The 17,318-nt window shown below is 29.2% G+C and carries 20 protein-coding genes; 14 read left to right on the forward strand and 6 right to left on the reverse strand.

What is annotated here, in order from left to right:
• Positions 1-57: 57 nt before the first annotated feature.
• The 3 genes from HYG85_RS21525 to HYG85_RS21535 are packed head-to-tail and all read left to right on the forward strand — an operon-like array spanning position 58 to position 3,155.
• Positions 58-924 carry an AraC family transcriptional regulator gene (locus HYG85_RS21525; RefSeq protein ID WP_212691397.1) on the forward strand — a complete coding sequence of 289 codons (867 nt, stop codon included), beginning with the start codon at positions 58-60 and terminating at the stop codon, positions 922-924.
• Positions 925-943: 19 nt separating this feature from the next.
• The gene (locus tag HYG85_RS21530) at positions 944-1,759 is read left to right on the forward strand and encodes a MerR family transcriptional regulator (protein WP_212691398.1); all 816 of its coding nucleotides are present in this window, start codon (positions 944-946) and stop codon (positions 1,757-1,759) included.
• 58 nt (positions 1,760-1,817) lie between these two features.
• Positions 1,818-3,155, forward strand: a complete 1,338-nt coding sequence (locus HYG85_RS21535; RefSeq protein WP_212691399.1) for an MATE family efflux transporter — start codon at positions 1,818-1,820, stop codon at positions 3,153-3,155.
• Positions 3,156-3,192: 37 nt separating this feature from the next.
• Here the strand turns inward: HYG85_RS21535 and HYG85_RS21540 are convergent, their stop codons facing one another.
• Complete coding sequence (locus tag HYG85_RS21540) at positions 3,193-4,269, reverse strand: hypothetical protein (protein ID WP_212691400.1); 1,077 nt, start codon at positions 4,267-4,269, stop codon at positions 3,193-3,195.
• Between the two features lie 96 nt (positions 4,270-4,365).
• Entirely contained in the window at positions 4,366-5,259 is an 894-nt protein-coding gene (locus HYG85_RS21545; RefSeq protein ID WP_212691401.1) for an AraC family transcriptional regulator, read from the reverse strand.
• A 394-nt stretch (positions 5,260-5,653) separates the two neighbouring features.
• On the opposite strand from HYG85_RS21545, the gene HYG85_RS21550 reads away from it, so the two are divergent.
• Both HYG85_RS21550 and HYG85_RS21555 read left to right on the forward strand, forming a co-directional pair.
• On the forward strand, positions 5,654-6,979 hold the full coding sequence (locus tag HYG85_RS21550) for a hypothetical protein (RefSeq protein WP_212691402.1): 1,326 nt from the start codon (positions 5,654-5,656) through the stop codon (positions 6,977-6,979).
• Positions 6,980-7,072: 93 nt separating this feature from the next.
• The gene (locus tag HYG85_RS21555; RefSeq protein WP_212691403.1) at positions 7,073-7,459 is read left to right on the forward strand and encodes a hypothetical protein; all 387 of its coding nucleotides are present in this window, start codon (positions 7,073-7,075) and stop codon (positions 7,457-7,459) included.
• 93 nt (positions 7,460-7,552) lie between these two features.
• Here the strand turns inward: HYG85_RS21555 and HYG85_RS21560 are convergent, their stop codons facing one another.
• Positions 7,553-7,711: a hypothetical protein gene (locus HYG85_RS21560; protein ID WP_193774722.1), complete on the reverse strand. Its 159-nt coding sequence runs from the start codon at positions 7,709-7,711 to the stop codon at positions 7,553-7,555.
• 68 nt (positions 7,712-7,779) lie between these two features.
• A complete protein-coding gene (locus HYG85_RS21565) occupies positions 7,780-8,001 on the reverse strand; it encodes a helix-turn-helix transcriptional regulator (RefSeq protein WP_212691404.1) in 222 nt (73 codons plus the stop codon).
• A 179-nt stretch (positions 8,002-8,180) separates the two neighbouring features.
• On the opposite strand from HYG85_RS21565, the gene HYG85_RS21570 reads away from it, so the two are divergent.
• Complete coding sequence (locus HYG85_RS21570) at positions 8,181-8,588, forward strand: helix-turn-helix domain-containing protein (protein ID WP_244971239.1); 408 nt, start codon at positions 8,181-8,183, stop codon at positions 8,586-8,588.
• A gap of 28 nt (positions 8,589-8,616) precedes the next feature.
• Positions 8,617-9,360 (forward strand): hypothetical protein, encoded by a 744-nt coding sequence (locus tag HYG85_RS21575; RefSeq protein ID WP_212691406.1) that lies wholly within the window; start codon positions 8,617-8,619, stop codon positions 9,358-9,360.
• Positions 9,361-9,509: 149 nt separating this feature from the next.
• On the opposite strand, the gene HYG85_RS21580 is transcribed toward HYG85_RS21575, so the two are convergent.
• The gene (locus tag HYG85_RS21580) at positions 9,510-10,862 is read right to left on the reverse strand and encodes a hypothetical protein (protein WP_212691407.1); all 1,353 of its coding nucleotides are present in this window, start codon (positions 10,860-10,862) and stop codon (positions 9,510-9,512) included.
• A 373-nt stretch (positions 10,863-11,235) separates the two neighbouring features.
• On the opposite strand from HYG85_RS21580, the gene HYG85_RS21585 reads away from it, so the two are divergent.
• Genes HYG85_RS21585 through HYG85_RS21600 form a run of 4 tightly spaced genes read left to right on the forward strand, consistent with a single transcriptional unit; the run spans position 11,236 to position 14,202 of the window.
• A complete protein-coding gene (locus HYG85_RS21585) occupies positions 11,236-11,682 on the forward strand; it encodes a MarR family winged helix-turn-helix transcriptional regulator (RefSeq protein WP_113675319.1) in 447 nt (148 codons plus the stop codon).
• Positions 11,683-11,734: 52 nt separating this feature from the next.
• Entirely contained in the window at positions 11,735-12,787 is a 1,053-nt protein-coding gene (locus tag HYG85_RS21590; protein WP_212691408.1) for a DUF6064 family protein, read from the forward strand.
• 9 nt (positions 12,788-12,796) lie between these two features.
• Positions 12,797-13,207 (forward strand): hypothetical protein, encoded by a 411-nt coding sequence (locus HYG85_RS21595; RefSeq protein WP_212691409.1) that lies wholly within the window; start codon positions 12,797-12,799, stop codon positions 13,205-13,207.
• A 2-nt stretch (positions 13,208-13,209) separates the two neighbouring features.
• A complete protein-coding gene (locus HYG85_RS21600) occupies positions 13,210-14,202 on the forward strand; it encodes an MBL fold metallo-hydrolase (RefSeq protein WP_212691410.1) in 993 nt (330 codons plus the stop codon).
• A 188-nt stretch (positions 14,203-14,390) separates the two neighbouring features.
• Here the strand turns inward: HYG85_RS21600 and HYG85_RS21605 are convergent, their stop codons facing one another.
• Entirely contained in the window at positions 14,391-14,816 is a 426-nt protein-coding gene (locus tag HYG85_RS21605; RefSeq protein WP_212691411.1) for a hypothetical protein, read from the reverse strand.
• A gap of 354 nt (positions 14,817-15,170) precedes the next feature.
• Here HYG85_RS21605 and HYG85_RS21610 point away from each other — a divergent pair, with 354 nt between their 5' ends.
• The 3 genes from HYG85_RS21610 (at position 15,171) to HYG85_RS21620 (ending at position 17,110) form a co-directional block, all read left to right on the forward strand.
• The gene (locus HYG85_RS21610; RefSeq protein WP_212691412.1) at positions 15,171-15,881 is read left to right on the forward strand and encodes an AzlC family ABC transporter permease; all 711 of its coding nucleotides are present in this window, start codon (positions 15,171-15,173) and stop codon (positions 15,879-15,881) included.
• Complete coding sequence (locus HYG85_RS21615; protein ID WP_212691413.1) at positions 15,874-16,179, forward strand: AzlD domain-containing protein; 306 nt, start codon at positions 15,874-15,876, stop codon at positions 16,177-16,179. Before HYG85_RS21610 ends, HYG85_RS21615 begins: the two co-directional genes overlap by 8 nt.
• A 94-nt stretch (positions 16,180-16,273) precedes the next feature.
• Positions 16,274-17,110 (forward strand): TrmB family transcriptional regulator, encoded by an 837-nt coding sequence (locus HYG85_RS21620; RefSeq protein ID WP_113675312.1) that lies wholly within the window; start codon positions 16,274-16,276, stop codon positions 17,108-17,110.
• Positions 17,111-17,318 lie beyond the last annotated feature (208 nt).

Raw genomic sequence — 17,318 nt, forward strand, 5'->3', positions numbered from 1 at the left:
TGCTTTTTTGTTGATGTTTTTATATTTTTGTATTATATTAAAATAGAGGTGTCTAATATGATGAAACATAATCTGAAAGAGAATATAATACATGGTACTGATAAATATCCATTTGCAATTTATAAAGTGGATTTTGGAGAGTGTAATCAGCAGATACTCCCATGTCATTGGCATGATGAATTAGAAATCATATACATAAATAGAGGAAATGCAACTTTTAGAATTAATGATATTAATTATGAGGTACACCAAGGTCAAGCTATAGTTATTAATTCTGGGGAATTGCACTGGGCATATACACAAAATCAGAGTGGTTGTTCTTATTTTGCTATTGTATTCAATACATGTTTATTAGAGCTGCCTAGTAGAGATATTTCCCAACAAAATTATATTAATCCCTTATGTTTTAATGAGTATAATCTAAATTCTCTAATTGATGGAGAAAGTACACCTAGCAAGGAACTACTTGGAATAGTTGAAAAAATTATTGATAAAAATAATAGTATGAGTGTTGGATATGAATTAGCTACAAAAGCTTATTTATTATTATTTTTATCTCTACATATTGAAAATAAATTATTAATTCCTGTAACCCTTTCTACGGTTACCAAGAAGAATACACAGAGAATAAAGAATGTATTGAGTTATATTGATATGAATTATACTCAGAAGATTACTGTTGAAGATCTAGCACAAGTAATAAATGTAAGTAAATATCATTTTTGTAGATTGTTCAAAACATATACGGGACTAAGTCCAATAGAATATATTAATATGATAAGAATAAACAAAGCTGAAGAATTACTAAGAACATCAGATTGTACAATAACAGAAACAGCCTTTGAAGTTGGTTTTGAAAATTTAAGTTATTTTACAAGACAATTCAAAAGATATAAAGGTATATTACCTTCAAAAATATCATGATAATGTACAGGAGGCATACATGGACAAATACTTTTCTATAGGAGAAACAGCCAAGATAAATAATGTATCCATTCAAGCTTTAAGGTTGTATGATAAAATGGGGCTTCTAAAACCTGCATATGTTGACCCAGAGAGTAAATATAGATATTACACAATAGATCAGTTCATATATATTGACTTGATCAAGTATTCCAAACATATAGGAGCACCGTTGAAAGAGCTTAGCGATGTTTTGCAGAAAAAGGATATTGTTACCTTGCTGTCATTTATCCAAAAACAACAAGATATAGTGGAGAAAGAGATTGACAGATTAAAAAATATAAATATAGCCATGGGTAATATTGAAAGCAAAATAAAATATGTTATGGACCTCAAAGAAACCAATAAAATATATTATAGAGATATAAATAAAAGATTTATCGTAAAAAAGAAAATTAAAAAAGATGACAAAGAAAGTGATATTGAAATAAAGATAAGAAAACTAGATAAGATATTGGAAGAGAATGATATATTATTTGAAGGAGAGACTGGGTATTTTGTTGACTTGAACTTAATTATAGAAAAAGGAAAAATGGTCTACCAAAATATCTATACGACCTTATACAACGATAATATTAATAGTAAGAATATAGATGTTAAAGAGATACCGGGAGGAAGATATATATGTATAGCTTATTATAATCATGAAAGAGAAGAAGCCATAGATAAATTACGGTCATATATAAAAGATAATAATATCAATTACAAAGGTATCTGTATGCAAGCAGAGTTATTCAATACCCTTAGGCAATGGGAAAATGATAATTTGTTATACGAATTACAAATTTTATTATAAAAAACTATTGACTCTATACATGGTATAGACTTTATAATCTTCCACAGGAGGGATGAAAATGAAGTCACTATGGAAAGAGTTTACAAAATATGCAATACCATCAGTAATAGGTATGATGGTTTCAGCCCTGTATGTTGTTGTTGATGGAATATTTGTTGGTAGAGGAGTAGGCGCTAATGCTTTAGCTTCAATAAATGTTGCTTTACCAGTTACAACCTTGATGATTGCAATCAGTATGATGGTAACTATGGGTGGAGCGGCTGTCATGTCAATAAAATTTGGTGAAAATAAGCATAAAGAAGGTAATAATATATTCTTGCAAAGCTTATTTCTTATAGTAGCTATAACAGGTGTAGTATCAATAATCAGTGTTATTTTTCCAGAACAAATAGCTAGATTATTAGGTGCTAGTGATGAATTGGTGAAAGGAACTGCTGATTATCTTCGTTATTATATGATGTTTGGTCTTGGTTTTGCTGGAAGTCTGGCATTAAGTGCTTTTATTAGAAATGATGGTAATCCTAATCTAGCTATGATTGCACTTATAGCAGGCGCTATTACAAATATAATATTAGATTATTTATTTATATTTAAGTTTGGTCTAGGGATAGCTGGTGCGGCAGTAGCTTCAGGATTAGGACAATTATCCAGCGTATTTCTGCTTATGACACATTTTATTAGAAAAAAAGGTAAGCTTAGATTATATGTACCTAAGCTAAAGAAAGAAGAGCTTAAGCGAATTCTTAAGGTAGGAACACCAGAATTCCTTAATCAAATATCACCAGCAGTTTGTATATTTGCATTTAATCAAGTCATAATCAGAAGGCTTGGAGAAATTGGAGTTGCAGGTTTTAGTATCATCGGTTATATAAGTGTTGTTCTGTTAGCACTATTCATGGGTATCTCACAAGGGATTCAACCATTGATAAGTTATAATTATGGTAAGGGAAACATGGAAAAAGTTAATAAGGTATTCAAGATGGGTGTTAAGACTAATTTGATTTCATCTATTGTTATTTATTCAATCATGTTATTGGTTGGACAAAAAGTGATTGGTGTTTTCAATAGTAATGCAGAACTTATAAAATTGACTTATGATGCTTTAATAATTTATAGTTTTTCCTTTATTATTGCTTCAATCAATATAGTTAATGTCACTTACTATCAATCCACAGAGAATTCCAAGACTGCTAATATTATATCAGCTAGTAGAGGAATGGTATTTACAATTATTTTCTTGTTAGCTCTTCCTTCTATGATTGGAAATATTGGAATCTGGATTTCTATTATTCTTGGTGAGATATGTACTTTGCTCTTAATACAGCTATTTATTAAAAAAGCAGATGTGCATTCTAATAAAAAGGGAATTACTGTTTTTATGTATAAAAGTATATAAAAGTAGTGGGGCTGGTTCATAAGCCAACCCCACTATGCTATTTCCATTTTGTATATAATTTATTTAGAAGTTTTCGAGCTGTCTCTAGTGAGTCAACTCCTGTAATATTTCTCAAGAAAATACCTTCAGGTGAAAGATTATCAATAAGCATATCAATTTCACTGATATCTATACAATGAAGATCTATGCCTTTTCCAGCTTTTTGTATTTTCTTATATACGTCGATCCAATCTTTGAAATTATCATGTCCTGCGCCTGGAACCCATTGTACTGCATTTAGATTTTTCATTGAAAGTATAGTATCCAAATGCCTTAAGGCACCAGGTCCATCTAAGTGATATATGGATTTATCATAAAACAAAGTTTCGTCAATTAAACCATCCAGAAAAAGTTCCTCAAAATCAGATGTACTTATCATACAAGAAAAATCATTACTCAGAGCATAGTATTTTTCTTTTGATATGAGAGGTAACCAAGTAGAAGCAGGATTGGAAGCACCATGGATTTTATTGTAGAACATATCATATACTTTATAGAATTCTCCTTGTGAATCAGATAATTTCTTCTTTATGTAATTCTTGTTTTCAATAACATCCATTGCTAAGTTTGCTGGGTCACGTAAAGCTGATAAATGGTCACCCCCTGGATGAAAATCTGGTAATCCTGTAATAAATGTATCTTTTCCAAGATCAATGAGATTATCAGTAAATTTGAGCGCTATTTCTAGTAGGGGATGGGATGTGTCTAATATTGCTGTATCGTAATCTTCTGCCCAGTCTTTGATACATGGTTCCGACCAAGCTGTTGTTTCTGAGAATGAATAGTCACAACCACATAATGCACTAAAAAACTCAGGTCCCATATCAGGAAAAGCTACAGGCATTGCATCACCTAGATATATTTGATTATTCAATTGGTGTGCAATCTGTTCAGCTCTATAATCTATATCTAGCCATTGCTCTTTATATGAATCATATTTCTTCTTAGGGAATTCAATACAATTATCTTTTGGTAGAATAATAGATACTAATGGTCTATCGTCAATTGTTCCTTCAAAAAAAGCCTCATATCTCTTATAACTTTCTTCAAAATCAGGTTTGAGAGAAAAATTCATAGTATAACCTCCAATAATTTTTGTTATACCAATGATATCTAATTTTCCACCAGCTTAGAATAGAGAGGATTGTATAAAAGATATGAAATCCTGTATTTATCCGTTAATTAAGTTTTTGTGCTTATAAGAGATGGGAGACAAGCCGTAGTGTTTCTTGAAAACATTACTATAGTAATAAGGTGATGAAAAACCTAGGGATGAAGCTATTTCTTGTATAGACAGATTGGAAGAGAGCAATAATATTTCAGATTCTTTTAATTTGGAATACAATATGAATTGGTTTGGTGTTATTCCAATGAGCTTTGAAAAAGATTTGTACAACTTAGATTCACTTATGCATAAAAAGGTACACAAATCATCTATAGTAATTTTCTTGGACAAGTTACTATAGATATAAGATTGACATTTCTCTATTAGAAATCGGTCACTATCAAACCTGTTCAAACATAGGTCTGATATTTTTTTAGTTGTTAGACAGTTTGTTCTAATTATATATAAGATGATCTCCATAAGTACATTAGTGAAGACTAGAAAATGACCTGGTGTCTTGGTACTAAGCTCTGTTGACAGCTTTTCATATAGACTCAACAGATAATCGTCTCCTATGTGTATTATTGAATTTTGTTCATTGGTCAGTATGTTGAATAATTCAAATTGCTTATAATAAGGAGAAGTTGAAAAATGCAGCCAATAATTGGTATGGATATCTTCATCTTTTGTATAGATCTTGTGGGGAGTGAAGGATGGAACTATTATTAAGTCGCTTTCAGATAGAACATAAGTCTTGTCGTTGAATTCTACATATGTGGTACCGGATATATTATAGATAAGTTCTATGTCAGTTATTATACGCCAATCACAAATACCATAATTCTCGGGGGTCTGCTTTCCAAAGGCTTTTGGAGTTAGTTTGAAATCATTGATGAACTTGGTTAATTCATCTATAGTATATTCATTGAAATATGTATTAACGGTTTCTATCTTTTTCATAATCTAACCAACCCTTCTCATATCTACATAAAATTATTAAGATTAGTATATCATCAATTAGAAATAAAACAATATATATGGTAAAAATAATAGTGTGTAGGTTTAAAAAACATTTTCCTATAATTTTCCTCTTTAATACTTACAATTCCTTTGAATTTGCTTGTGTTGTATGTAAAAAGATGAAAATAATTGTAATATATCTAGAATTAATTAATAAATAACAAGATATTATTTAATTGACAAAAAATAATGCGAAATATATAATGTTTAAGAAGATTCTATTTGTTGGAAAAATAAATGATGAGGAGGAGAGTTAACGGATTATATTTTAATCCGTTTTCAGCATACAAAAACAAATAGATTCTGAAATTAGCAAAGGAGAAAGGTGATTAGTATGTTTAGAAAAAACAAATTTACGATTTCTTTAATGTTAACTTTAATTATGTGCTTAGTAGTAGGAACAAATGGTTCTTTTGCAAAATCTGTAATTGAAAATAAACTAGTTATGAATGACAATATAACTGATAAATCTACTGTTATGGAATTATCGAAGACAGATGTAAAATTAGATGTGAAAGATGGAATAAATAATTTAATAAATAATAAAGCAGTTAATGAACCTGCTTCAGTACAACCTTCAGCTATAGAGTGGCAGCATCTATTAAACTATCAAGGATATGACTACAATAATAGTAAACTTTACGAAAATACTTCAGATGGTGGATTCATGATGGGGGCTACTACTGGAGATAGCCTTATATGGCTTACTAAAATTGATTCAACTGGTAATATTGAATGGTCATATGTCTATGGTCAAGGCAATAGCTGGGCTGTAAATGGTTTAAGCCAAACTGCTGATAATGGATATATTGTAACTGGAGAAATAAATGAGGATGTTTTCCTTGCAAAATTTAGTTCTGTTGGAAATTTTGAATGGATTAAACTTTTTGGTGGGGATAAATCTGATAATGGTAATGACGTTATCCAAACAACTGGTGGCGGATATTTTATAATTGGAACATCCAAATCATATGGTGACGGACATTATGAACCATTATTGATTAAAACAGATTCAACTGGAAATATACAATGGGGTACTACTTTAACAACAACTACAAGAGATGAGTTTGGTCTACAGACTATGTTAGAGCCATCAACTGGTAATATAATCGTTAGGACACATAGTACAGAACTAAGTAATGACCAAACCAAATTATTGAAGATAAGTAATACTGGTAATTTGATTCAGAGCAAAATCCATAATGATATTATGAATGGTATCGTAGAACATATGGAACTTACTAGTGATGGAGGTTTCATAATGTCTGGTAGAGATTCAGAATATGAAAATGGTGAATATGTTTGCAAGATGTCTATAGCAAAATTAGATTCTTCTTTCAATTCCAGTTGGAAGAAAAATATTTTTGTCAATGGATATGATAGTTATCAAGATGCTAGTTATGTAAGCCAGACTAATGATGGTGGTTATGCTATAACTGGAACAGCTAGTTATTATGATTCTGCTGCAAGTAAATCTTTATATGATATAGCATTAATTAAAGTTAACTCCTCTGGAAATACTGAGTGGATTCAAACATATAATATATCTGATGTTGATTATCCATCCTATGTATATCAAACAAGCGATTCAGGATATGTTCTTGGAGGTAAGATAGCTCCTAGTGGTGGTAGTGATATATTTATCTTTAAGCTGAATTAATTAATTGTAGTATAATATTATTAAACTAAAAGTATCAGATGTGTTATAATGGTATATGACAAAAGATAAAAATATTATGTAAATGGTGATAAGATGAAGAAGAAGAATGTACCGTACTTTTTTGCATGTTTGATATTAGTAATATTAGTATTATACTTATTCAAGTTACAGAATTCACCACTAGAAAAAATACATAATTCTACTAGCGTTTGTATAGGATATGGTTATAGCAGTCATATGGCAGAGATTGATAGCAAAGAAGACATTTCAGAATTAGAGGAGTTATTCAATAAAGCAGAATTTACTAAATCTGATACAGCTATAAAATTACCATATTTAAACATAATTTTCTATAATAAGAATGGAAAGACTAAATTGAATATTGATGAAAATGGTATTATAGAGTTAGATGATAATACATACATAAAATCAGAAGACATAAATTTTAAAGATTTATATTCAATATTTGAGAATAATTGAATCATAGCATGTAGCTAATTATTAAAACACACCTCGTTTATTTGTATTGAGGTGTGTTTTAGTATATATGTAAGTATAATTGGAGTGGCATAATTATTGTTTATGATTTACTTCAAAAAAATCTTCCATTTCCATACTTTTCTTTAGTTTTCTCCATATCTTCTTTTTAGTATGGTACGAAATACATTCCAGTATTAAATATTTACCCATAGAACCAACTAAGAAACCAATTACGAAATGTAAAAATAACATCTAAAGCCCCCTGATATTTATATCAATATGATGTATTTCAAGCATGATGATTATGTAAATGAAAAGTTCTATTTATGTACATGTCCGGTTTTCATTGAAGAAATGTTATCAAAGAATAAATCTTCAATGGAAGTATTATAATAGTTAGCAATATCCATAGCTACATCTAAGCTGGGATTTCGAACACCAAGTTCAATCATTCCATAATAGCTAGTGGTTATCCCTATGGAATCGGCAACACTTTTTTGTGATTTGTCGCCTCTTTTTTTAATTAAATTAATTCGTATCATGATTACACCTCGTTATTAAATCTAATCTAATAATATGATGAAATAAAATAATATTAATAATTCTATATATATTTTATACAACAATATGATGTTTGTCAATAATATAAACAACATTATGACTTGATTTATTTACACTTCCAACTTTAAGTTGTAAAATTCATATGAAAGGTGTGATTAGTTTGTTTGTTAAAAGACTTAGACAGTTAAGGGAAGATAGAGGATTAAAACAAAAAGACATAGCTAAGTTGTTAAATATAACTACTAGTGCATATGGCTATTATGAGCAGGGTAAACGTAATTTAGATATGAATACACTTAAAACATTATCAGATTATTACAATGTATCAACAGATTACATGTTAGGTAGAACAGATATTCCAGTACCAATTGAAACATTTTTACAAGATAAGCAGGTAGATGAAAAGTTAAATGACTTAATAGAAGAAATATCTAATAGTAAAAATTTGAAGTTTAATAATAAGCAAATGAACACTCAGACAAGGAATTTCTTGATAAAGATGATTACAAATACATGTGATATCGCAGGGGAGATCAACAGTATTGTAAGTGATAATTCTAAGAAGTAATAGTCTGTGTATAATAGGGGGACAAAATATGGCTCTAGAAGGAACTAAAAAGTGGACTAAAAAAAAGAAAATAATTATCTTAGTACTGATAAGTATTATTCTAATATTTTATTTTAAGATTTTCTTTACTCGTGGAGTATATTTTGAAGATGCTTTTTTGAAAAAGGAAGTTGTAGGTTCTGAATATCATTATAAAGGAAACAATGGATATGGTGATATGCTTGTAATTGTAAATGGAGAAGCTGAAGAAGGTAATGATGTTAATGTAACTTTTGATTTGCCCAATAACATCTATAAAGAATATACAGTAGCATTTAATAAAAAAACTTACTACAACTCAGACATAGAAATAAAAGAAAATGATAAAGTTGTGTTTAACGGAGAATATAAAAAAGACAGTCCTTTTTTACGAGACAATAATGGTGAGATTTCAATTGATAATAGTTTGATTAGAGTAACGTATAATAATGAATCACCATTTAATGCTGATTATAAAGTATCGTTAATCAATGTAGTAGAGTTTTCGTTACGTGACAATGAACAAAAACGTGGTGTAGGTTATTTAGTACTTCTAGCATTTTTCCTATTTGGTATTACTATTTTTGACTATAGCTATCCATTATTCTTTTTTAATATGAAGCATATATTATCAGTGAGAGATCCAGAACCATCTGATTTTTATGTCTTTATGCAAAAGATATCATGGTATGTAATGCCTATAGTAGGTGTTGTTTTAATGATATTGGCACTTTTTCCTAATGTATTTAGTTAATAGACTAAAGTACAAGACTTTATTAAAGAATCAGTATAATTTTCTCATTAAGTATAAAAAAAGATGTATCCCAAAGATAGCTTGTTTTTGGAGATACATCTTTTTTTAATTACATTAAAATTGTTTTTAAAAAAAATAATGTGATTTATTTATAGATGTTTTGAAATCTGATATTTATATGACCAATCAACATTATTAGAACTATTATTAACTTCTCCTTCAAGTTGGAAATAATGAACATCTTTTCTACTCATATATGCTTTACCAGATTCACCATATATCGCCTTTATAATATTATCGTCTCCATACTTATCCTTTTGCATTTGAATTGTGTCTGGAAAATCTTTTTTTCCTTGAGTTATTGCATTTGTAATACATTCATCATTTGCATAATCCCAAAGAGTAAGTACTGTTCCACCGTGTGGTAGTAACCCGATTAACCCCTTCACTGAAGATTGTGATTTTAGACTACCATTTAAGCATCTGCTAGTGAATATATTATCATTACTAGCTTTTAGATATAGTGCTAATTTTATATTGGATACATTTCCACCGAGTCCATATTGAATGACTTTAGCTTTTTTGGTATAGATATTGTATGACATAACCATCCCATCGTAGTATTCCAATTGAACGCTAACATTTTCATCTTCATCATGAACTGTTGTATCAAGCATAGTAATTTGAGCCAAATACTCATCACTACCATTTTTACTTGCATATACTGAATATGCAAAAGGATTATTTTCTTCATTAGTGTAGTGATAGTGATCCCAACCTGTATCAGTAAATAGAGAAGTAGGTATATCATAATCTGATAACTTAACTTCACCATATTTATTCATTGCCGTAAGAAAAGCTGTTAAATCACTTCTGCTCATTCTTGGGGCAGACATAAGTCTTACTGTATTGCTAGAATATTCTATGTTTAATGTTTCAGGCTGATTATCTTCTATATCATATTTATATAATGATAATAACTTTTTATCTAAATCGTTTTCAGAAATAGAAACTTCTTTTAAGTTTGTCTCAGACTGATTATAGATCATTTCAAATTCTTTGTTGGTAATGTTACTCTTAAGTTCAAAATAATTACTAGTTAATGTCTCCATAAGAACAATAATTAATGTGGGTTCACTTACAGAAGTATCAACTTTAACATTTATAACTTTAAAATCTGGAGATGAACTTGAAAAATCACCTACAACTAAATTTTTGTTATATACTCCTTCATTAAACGGATAGAATAATCCATTAAGTTGTAATTCATACTTAGTATCGTTAATTATTAATTTACCATTAATATTTACATTCGTATCAAATGAAACATTTACTTCCTTAAACTTATTCTCAGTATTAATATCTTTCATTTCATTTATGTAAATTGATTTTTGTTGAGTAAGAAACTCATCGTCTCTATCAGGTTCAATTGCAAAACTTGTAACAGTTGAAATCATAAGCATACTAACAACTAATACTAAACTAATTATTTTCTTATACATCTTTTTCCTCCTAGGTTATTATTTTTCTTACATTTGTAAAAATATATCTTACCAAAATGACTTAAATATTATTTTTTCTATCACCTCCAGTTTGAATATTTCGATACTACCAAGTATATCATTGAATATTCAAAAAGAATGTAGAAAACCGTTGTGGAACTAGACTCTTTACAAAAATAAGAAAATTATTCATTTGGATAAAATTTTGGAGTTTTTAAGTTGAAATATATATCAATAATTAATTTTTGAAGCAGCTTATGATATTTGATAAGCAAAGCAGGTATCGAAATATAGAAGTAAATGTAGATTGACACGATGAAAAAAGTTCTTGGCAATATTATATACTTGGTATACTATAAATGTAGGTGATTACATGAAGAGTTATAAAAATATTATTAAACTATATTTTTCATCTATGGAATCTTTTGATGAAATTAAAAAAACTCCTAAAGATTTTGGAACTGGTGATTTATTATATGGTTCTGAAATCCATACTATTGTAGCAATAGGTAAAAATCCAGGGTCTAACATGACAGAGATTGCAAGGATTATGGATATAACAAAAGGAGGAGTGCAGAAATTCACAAAGAAGCTTCTAGCAAAAGATTTGATATACAAGACACATTTGCCTGATAACAAAAAAGAAGTTATCTTTGGTTTAACTAAGAAGGGAAATATAGCATTTAAGATGCATGAAGACTTTGAACAAAGGCGTTTTGGGAAAATCTATGATGTAATGGATGCTATGGAAGAAAAAGAACTTCAAGTATTAGAGGATTTCTTAACTAAATTGAACGAAATATTACTTGCCGGCGAGTAAGCCGGCAAAAAAACAAATCATAGTATACTTGGTATACAAAAAGGAGGATTTTATGTTATCTAAAATCGAATGGTGGGAAGTCATCGCCACATATAACGAAAGTATTTTTCCGTTACAATGGATTGGTTTACTAGTAATGGTATGTATTACGGGATATTTGATGTTTGAAAAAGGGAAAAAAGCAAACATCATAATTAAAGCAACTTTACTTACCATAAATGTGTTTATAGGAATCAGATTCTTTTTTCTAAGTGAAGGATTTCCTCTACCACTAAGAATAAGTCAAGGAATTTTGTTCTTATCTATTGCCTTACTCATTGGTCTAGATATCAAGAATAACAAATTGCAATTTCAGTTTCCGAAAAAAGGATGGAAGAGAGCATTCTTTGTTATAGGTATTATTATGATGATGATTTATCCATTTGTTGGTGGAATTCTTGGAAAAGAAATGCGTTACTGGATTATGCCAGGAACACTTCCTTGTCCTACAACTGCATATACTTTATTGCTTTTTATTACTGCAAAAAGGCGAAATAACAAACTTTTATTTTTTTTATTATTGGTATGGGCGGTACCCTTTCCGCCACTTGTACAAATACCAAAATATCATGTGTATGAGGATGGAATTATGTTTATTTTAGGGTTAATAGGATTAGTATTTTTTATAAAAGATATAATTACTAAAAAAGGTAATTCTGAGACATGGGAAAATAATATAAATCTAAAATTGCATAAGGAGATTTTTGAAATTAAAAAAGATACTGTATTAGCAACAGCTTCAAATGAAGGGATTGTAAATATCGTACCTATTCATTCAAAACATTTGATTGCCATAGATAAAATTTTGATTAGTGATCAGTTCATGGATAAAACAAAGAGAAATGTAATGAATAATCCATATGTAACGTTATCAATTATGGATAATGAGAAGATTTATAAATTGGGAGGTAAATGTATCTACAAAACCTCTGGATTTTTATACGCAATGGCGGTTAGAGGAGCAAAAAAGTATGCGAAGAATAATGCAACTAATAAAAATATCAAAATCAACTGTAAAGGCATCATACTAATGAAAGTGAATAAATTTAGGATTGAGAATATATAGGAGGAAAAGATGAAAAGTAAAATAGAGATAGCTGATTATATAAATTCATGCAATAAGTGTTTTGCAGCTTTTTTAGGAGATGAAAACTATCTTCAGGTGTTTAGTATTAAGTTTTTTAATATGAAAAAAGATACGCTTATAATAGGTTTAAAAGACAAAGATTTAAAAGAATTTGATAAATTGTCAAATCATAAGATTGCAATAACAATGTGGGATAAAATTAAAGGATATCAAATAAAGGGAGTTAAGATAACAGAACAGTTAAACGGATATGAAGTTACATTGGATAGTTATAAAAACTATTTAGAGAATAGAGGGGTAAATTGCAAAGATATTACCTTCATCAATTATCATATCAAAGCGATCTATCATGTAACACCTGGTAAATATGCAGGAAAGAAAGTTGAAATGGAGGTATGAACATGAGCTATAAAATAAATCCGTTGTTATGGCCTGCACTTATTTTAAGTACACCTGTTACAATGCCTATGTTATTTATGAAGAACAAAAAGTTTATACAAAATCAAGAATTAGCTGCTAAGTATAATGAAAAACAAATCAAAGAAGCGTCCAAAATACAGCTACAAGAAGTAGAGTATGCAGAACTTAAGGTAATAGTTGAATATTATGCAAAACAAGGTTATAAAGGTGAACCTGGTGTTTCTTATTTTTTTACTACCAATAAAGGGAATTTATTATATGATATTGGATTTGGGGCAAGTACAAATGTTTTTGAAAACAATCTAAAAGCCTTAGATATACATTCTGATGATATTGATGCATTAGCAATTTCTCATTTTCATCCAGATCATTGCGGAGGAATGAAAGCATCAAAAGGGCGATACATTAAACTACCAAAAACAATGAGTAATAAGATGAAAGAAAAAACTTGCTATGTTCCTGAAAAAGGAAATGTAATTTCAATGAAATCAAATTATATTAAAAAACCTCAAGAATTGAGTGGAGGAATTGTATCAACAGGACCTTTGGCTAGGAGTTTGTTTTTCTATGGTTTGACACAAGAGCAAGCCTTAGTCATTAATATAAAAGACAAGGGATTAGTTATTTTTACAGGATGTGGACACCCAACGATAGAAATAATTATAGACATGGTAAGAAAAATATCAGATATTCCTATATATGCAATAGGAGGTGGGTTGCACTTTCCAGTTAAGAAGGGACGAGGAAATTATATTGGCGTTCAGGCTCAAAGGATAATTGGAACAGGTAAAAAACCATGGGAAAGTATTAATAGAGAAGATATTCAAAGAACTATAAAAGCAATTAATGAATGTGAAGTCAAGAAAGTTTTTTTATCACCACATGATACATGTGATTATGCATTAGAGGTATTTAAAGAAGGGTTAAAGGCTAAAACCTATGTGCTAAAGGCAGGAGAGAGTTATTCTTTTTGACAAATAAAAAATCACACAAGGAGGAAGAGACATGCAATTATTGCCGTTACATGCTTAACTAGTATGAACTAGAAATAATATTATAGATGGAAAGTCTTATAGAACCTAAAGATAAGTGATGGGATATAGATTCTTTTGAAGAAGCATCAGGGGCTGTGAAAATAGATTTTTCAACAGCCCCATTAAATTTAATCGTCAATATTTGACATACATTCAGTTATATTATTTTCTTTCATAATAGCAACTACTTTTTCTGTTTCATCTTCTGGAAAGTAGAAGGTTGCCATTTCTTCATTTTTATTAGGATTATACGGTCTCATATATAAGATGACACCTTCAACGATCTCATTATCTGAAGAGTATATCAATTCATAGGAAATAATTCTGTCCCATCTGCAAATCTTGTGGTATGATTCTATGCCTGATTCATAAAACTTTTGATTCCTAGCGAATTTTCCAAGATAGAAAATAAAAGGTATGATAAATAGTATTGCATAAAAACTCAATCGTAAAACTGTATTAATAATGATGTAAGCGATAATTAATAATAAATATATTATATTAGAATTAAAAGTCCACTTGAAATTTATTAATACTTTTCCTAGATTGCGCATTAATTTTACTTCTCGGTAAACCATGATTAAAAATATCGTATATATTACTATGATAAAGATTATACCTAAATAGAAAGGGACATCCATTGACTACCACTCCTTTATCTTAATTTCAAGATATAGATTCAGTTACAAATGACATTTGGTTATTGATTATTTAATAATATAGTATCTTAATTACTATAAAATATCAAGAAATATTATTTTCCATAACTATAGATCATAAAACCTTAATTTTTTTATGTGAAAAGTAATTATTCTTGACAAAATTATTAGTAGCTACTATAATAATTACTAATCAATTATATAGTAGTTATTTTGGTAGTTACTATATTATAAGAGCAGGTGATATAGATGAAAAGAGAAAGAATAAAATATAGTTATAGTAATGGATTTATTGATGGTTTACCCATAGTAATAGGTTTTGTACCTATAGCTATGACATTTGGTATATTAGCAAAAACCTGCAGTATTTCATTATTAGAGGGAATATTATTTTCTGTACTAGTATTTGCAGGAGCAAGTCAGTTCATTGCCCTTAATCTATTAATGGTAGGTGCTGGTATAGGAGAAATCATAGTAACTACTTTGCTAGTGAATATGAGACATATGCTTATGAGTGCTTCTCTAGCTTCAAGATTGACAAAAGATATGAAGAAATGGAGTCCACTAATTGCATTTGGTATAACAGATGAAACATTCTCAGTAAGTTCTTTTAAACATGGAACATTGACTAAAGAGTATATGCTGTCTTTAGAATTCATAGCATATCTTTCATGGGTAGGAGGGGCTGCTTTAGGATATATAGTAGGAGGTATTTTGCCTGATATAGTCAAGGCAAGTATGGGTGTCGCATTATATGCTATGTTTGCCGCTATATTAATTCCTGAGGTCAAGAAATCAAACAAAGCATTAATTCTAGCATGTTTATCAGGTGTAACAAATACAGTTTGTAAATATATTCTTATAATTCCTCAAGGATGGAGCATTGTTATATCCATTGTCCTTGTGTCACTACTAGGAGTATATTTATTCAGAGAACAGGAAGTGAAAGAATATGAATAATATAATGATTTTAATTATAGGAATGATGATAGTAACGTACATACCTAGATTATTACCTTTTATAATAATGTCAGATAATGAAATAAAACCTAATCTAAAGAAATTTTTAGAGTATATACCGTATACAGCACTTGGAGCATTAATTATTCCAGGAGTATTTTCAGCTACTCCAGAATTACCACAGGCTTCGTTGGTTGGTATAGGTTTCTGTGTTATATATGCATGGTATAAAGGCGGTATAATAATACCTGTTATAGGCTCCATTATAGTAACATTCATAACTCTTTTACTTAATTAACAGCTTTGTTTTTCTCATGGAATATGAGATAATGTACATACGTTTTTATATTAGATATAAAATAACATATTGAAGATAAATAGAGGTGGATTACATGGATAAAAAAATATCGATTATAGAGGATATGAAGAAGCTGGGATTAAGCGAATATGAGGTAAAAGCTTATCTCAATCTATTAGAAGAATATCCAGTGAATGGCTATGTTCTTAGTAAGAATTCTGGTATTCCAAGGTCAAGAATATATGAAGTATTGGACAACTTGAAAAATAAGCAGATTGTATTTGAACAAGTAGAGAATGACACCACACAATATTATCCACTTGAACCAAAATTGTTAATAGGTAAATTAAAAAACAACTTTGATGATATTTTGAATAACGTAGACGAATACACAAAAAAAGTATACTATGAACAGCAAAATGATAATAAATTGATAGTTATCAAAGGAAGGGACAAGATTATTGATTTTGTCAACACTTTGATCTCACAAGCCAATAAGCGAATTGCTGTTTCCATATGGGAAGAAGAAATAAATGATATGAGAGCCATGCTTGATGCTGCTATCAAAAGAGGAGTTACTGTAAAAGGAATATACTTTGGTAAAAACAATTCATATAAAGACATCGTTTCTCACAGAAGGATTGAAAGATACCTTTCTGAGAAAAGTGAAAGATATATGATAGTTATCATTGATGGGATTCAAGTTGTATCTGGGATAATATCTAGAGGAGAAGATAGCCAAGTCACTTGGACAAAAGATGCTGGATTTGTTGATATGAGTGAAGATTATATAGCTCATGATGTAATGGTTAATCTATATTCTAAAAAACTTGATGAGGATCAAAGAGAAGAATTTGAAGCATATTCCGATAAAGTTAGAAAAGATTATTATGGATTTAGTGATGAGGAATTTAATAACTTCAAAATATGATTTTTATTAAGAAGATATAGAGGTTTTTATATATCCTTAACATAATTAAAGTAAAAATACTAACTTGTCATTAGATTGAATATATATATATAAACTTAAATATATAAGAGGTAGTTTGTTATTAATATTAAAGTGTTGCATGATGAAATCTATAAACTGAGTATGAAAATAAATGATAACAGGATTTCATTTTTTAGGACTCCTTTTA

This window comes from Vallitalea guaymasensis (assembly GCF_018141425.1).
In the GTDB taxonomy this organism is placed as follows: Bacteria; Bacillota; Clostridia; order Lachnospirales; family Vallitaleaceae; genus Vallitalea; species Vallitalea guaymasensis.

Coding starts and splice junctions, on each gene's coding strand:
- HYG85_RS21525 (WP_212691397.1), top strand. CDS start 58: ATGATGAAACATAATCTGAAAGAGAATATAATACATGGTACTGATAAA.
- HYG85_RS21530 (WP_212691398.1), top strand. CDS start 944: ATGGACAAATACTTTTCTATAGGAGAAACAGCCAAGATAAATAATGTA.
- HYG85_RS21535 (WP_212691399.1), top strand. CDS start 1,818: ATGAAGTCACTATGGAAAGAGTTTACAAAATATGCAATACCATCAGTA.
- HYG85_RS21540 (WP_212691400.1), bottom strand. CDS start 4,269: ATGAATTTTTCTCTCAAACCTGATTTTGAAGAAAGTTATAAGAGATAT.
- HYG85_RS21545 (WP_212691401.1), bottom strand. CDS start 5,259: ATGAAAAAGATAGAAACCGTTAATACATATTTCAATGAATATACTATA.
- HYG85_RS21550 (WP_212691402.1), top strand. CDS start 5,654: ATGTTTAGAAAAAACAAATTTACGATTTCTTTAATGTTAACTTTAATT.
- HYG85_RS21555 (WP_212691403.1), top strand. CDS start 7,073: ATGAAGAAGAAGAATGTACCGTACTTTTTTGCATGTTTGATATTAGTA.
- HYG85_RS21560 (WP_193774722.1), bottom strand. CDS start 7,711: ATGTTATTTTTACATTTCGTAATTGGTTTCTTAGTTGGTTCTATGGGT.
- HYG85_RS21565 (WP_212691404.1), bottom strand. CDS start 8,001: ATGATACGAATTAATTTAATTAAAAAAAGAGGCGACAAATCACAAAAA.
- HYG85_RS21575 (WP_212691406.1), top strand. CDS start 8,617: ATGGCTCTAGAAGGAACTAAAAAGTGGACTAAAAAAAAGAAAATAATT.
- HYG85_RS21580 (WP_212691407.1), bottom strand. CDS start 10,862: ATGTATAAGAAAATAATTAGTTTAGTATTAGTTGTTAGTATGCTTATG.
- HYG85_RS21585 (WP_113675319.1), top strand. CDS start 11,236: ATGAAGAGTTATAAAAATATTATTAAACTATATTTTTCATCTATGGAA.
- HYG85_RS21590 (WP_212691408.1), top strand. CDS start 11,735: ATGTTATCTAAAATCGAATGGTGGGAAGTCATCGCCACATATAACGAA.
- HYG85_RS21595 (WP_212691409.1), top strand. CDS start 12,797: ATGAAAAGTAAAATAGAGATAGCTGATTATATAAATTCATGCAATAAG.
- HYG85_RS21600 (WP_212691410.1), top strand. CDS start 13,210: ATGAGCTATAAAATAAATCCGTTGTTATGGCCTGCACTTATTTTAAGT.
- HYG85_RS21605 (WP_212691411.1), bottom strand. CDS start 14,816: ATGCGCAATCTAGGAAAAGTATTAATAAATTTCAAGTGGACTTTTAAT.
- HYG85_RS21610 (WP_212691412.1), top strand. CDS start 15,171: ATGAAAAGAGAAAGAATAAAATATAGTTATAGTAATGGATTTATTGAT.
- HYG85_RS21615 (WP_212691413.1), top strand. CDS start 15,874: ATGAATAATATAATGATTTTAATTATAGGAATGATGATAGTAACGTAC.
- HYG85_RS21620 (WP_113675312.1), top strand. CDS start 16,274: ATGGATAAAAAAATATCGATTATAGAGGATATGAAGAAGCTGGGATTA.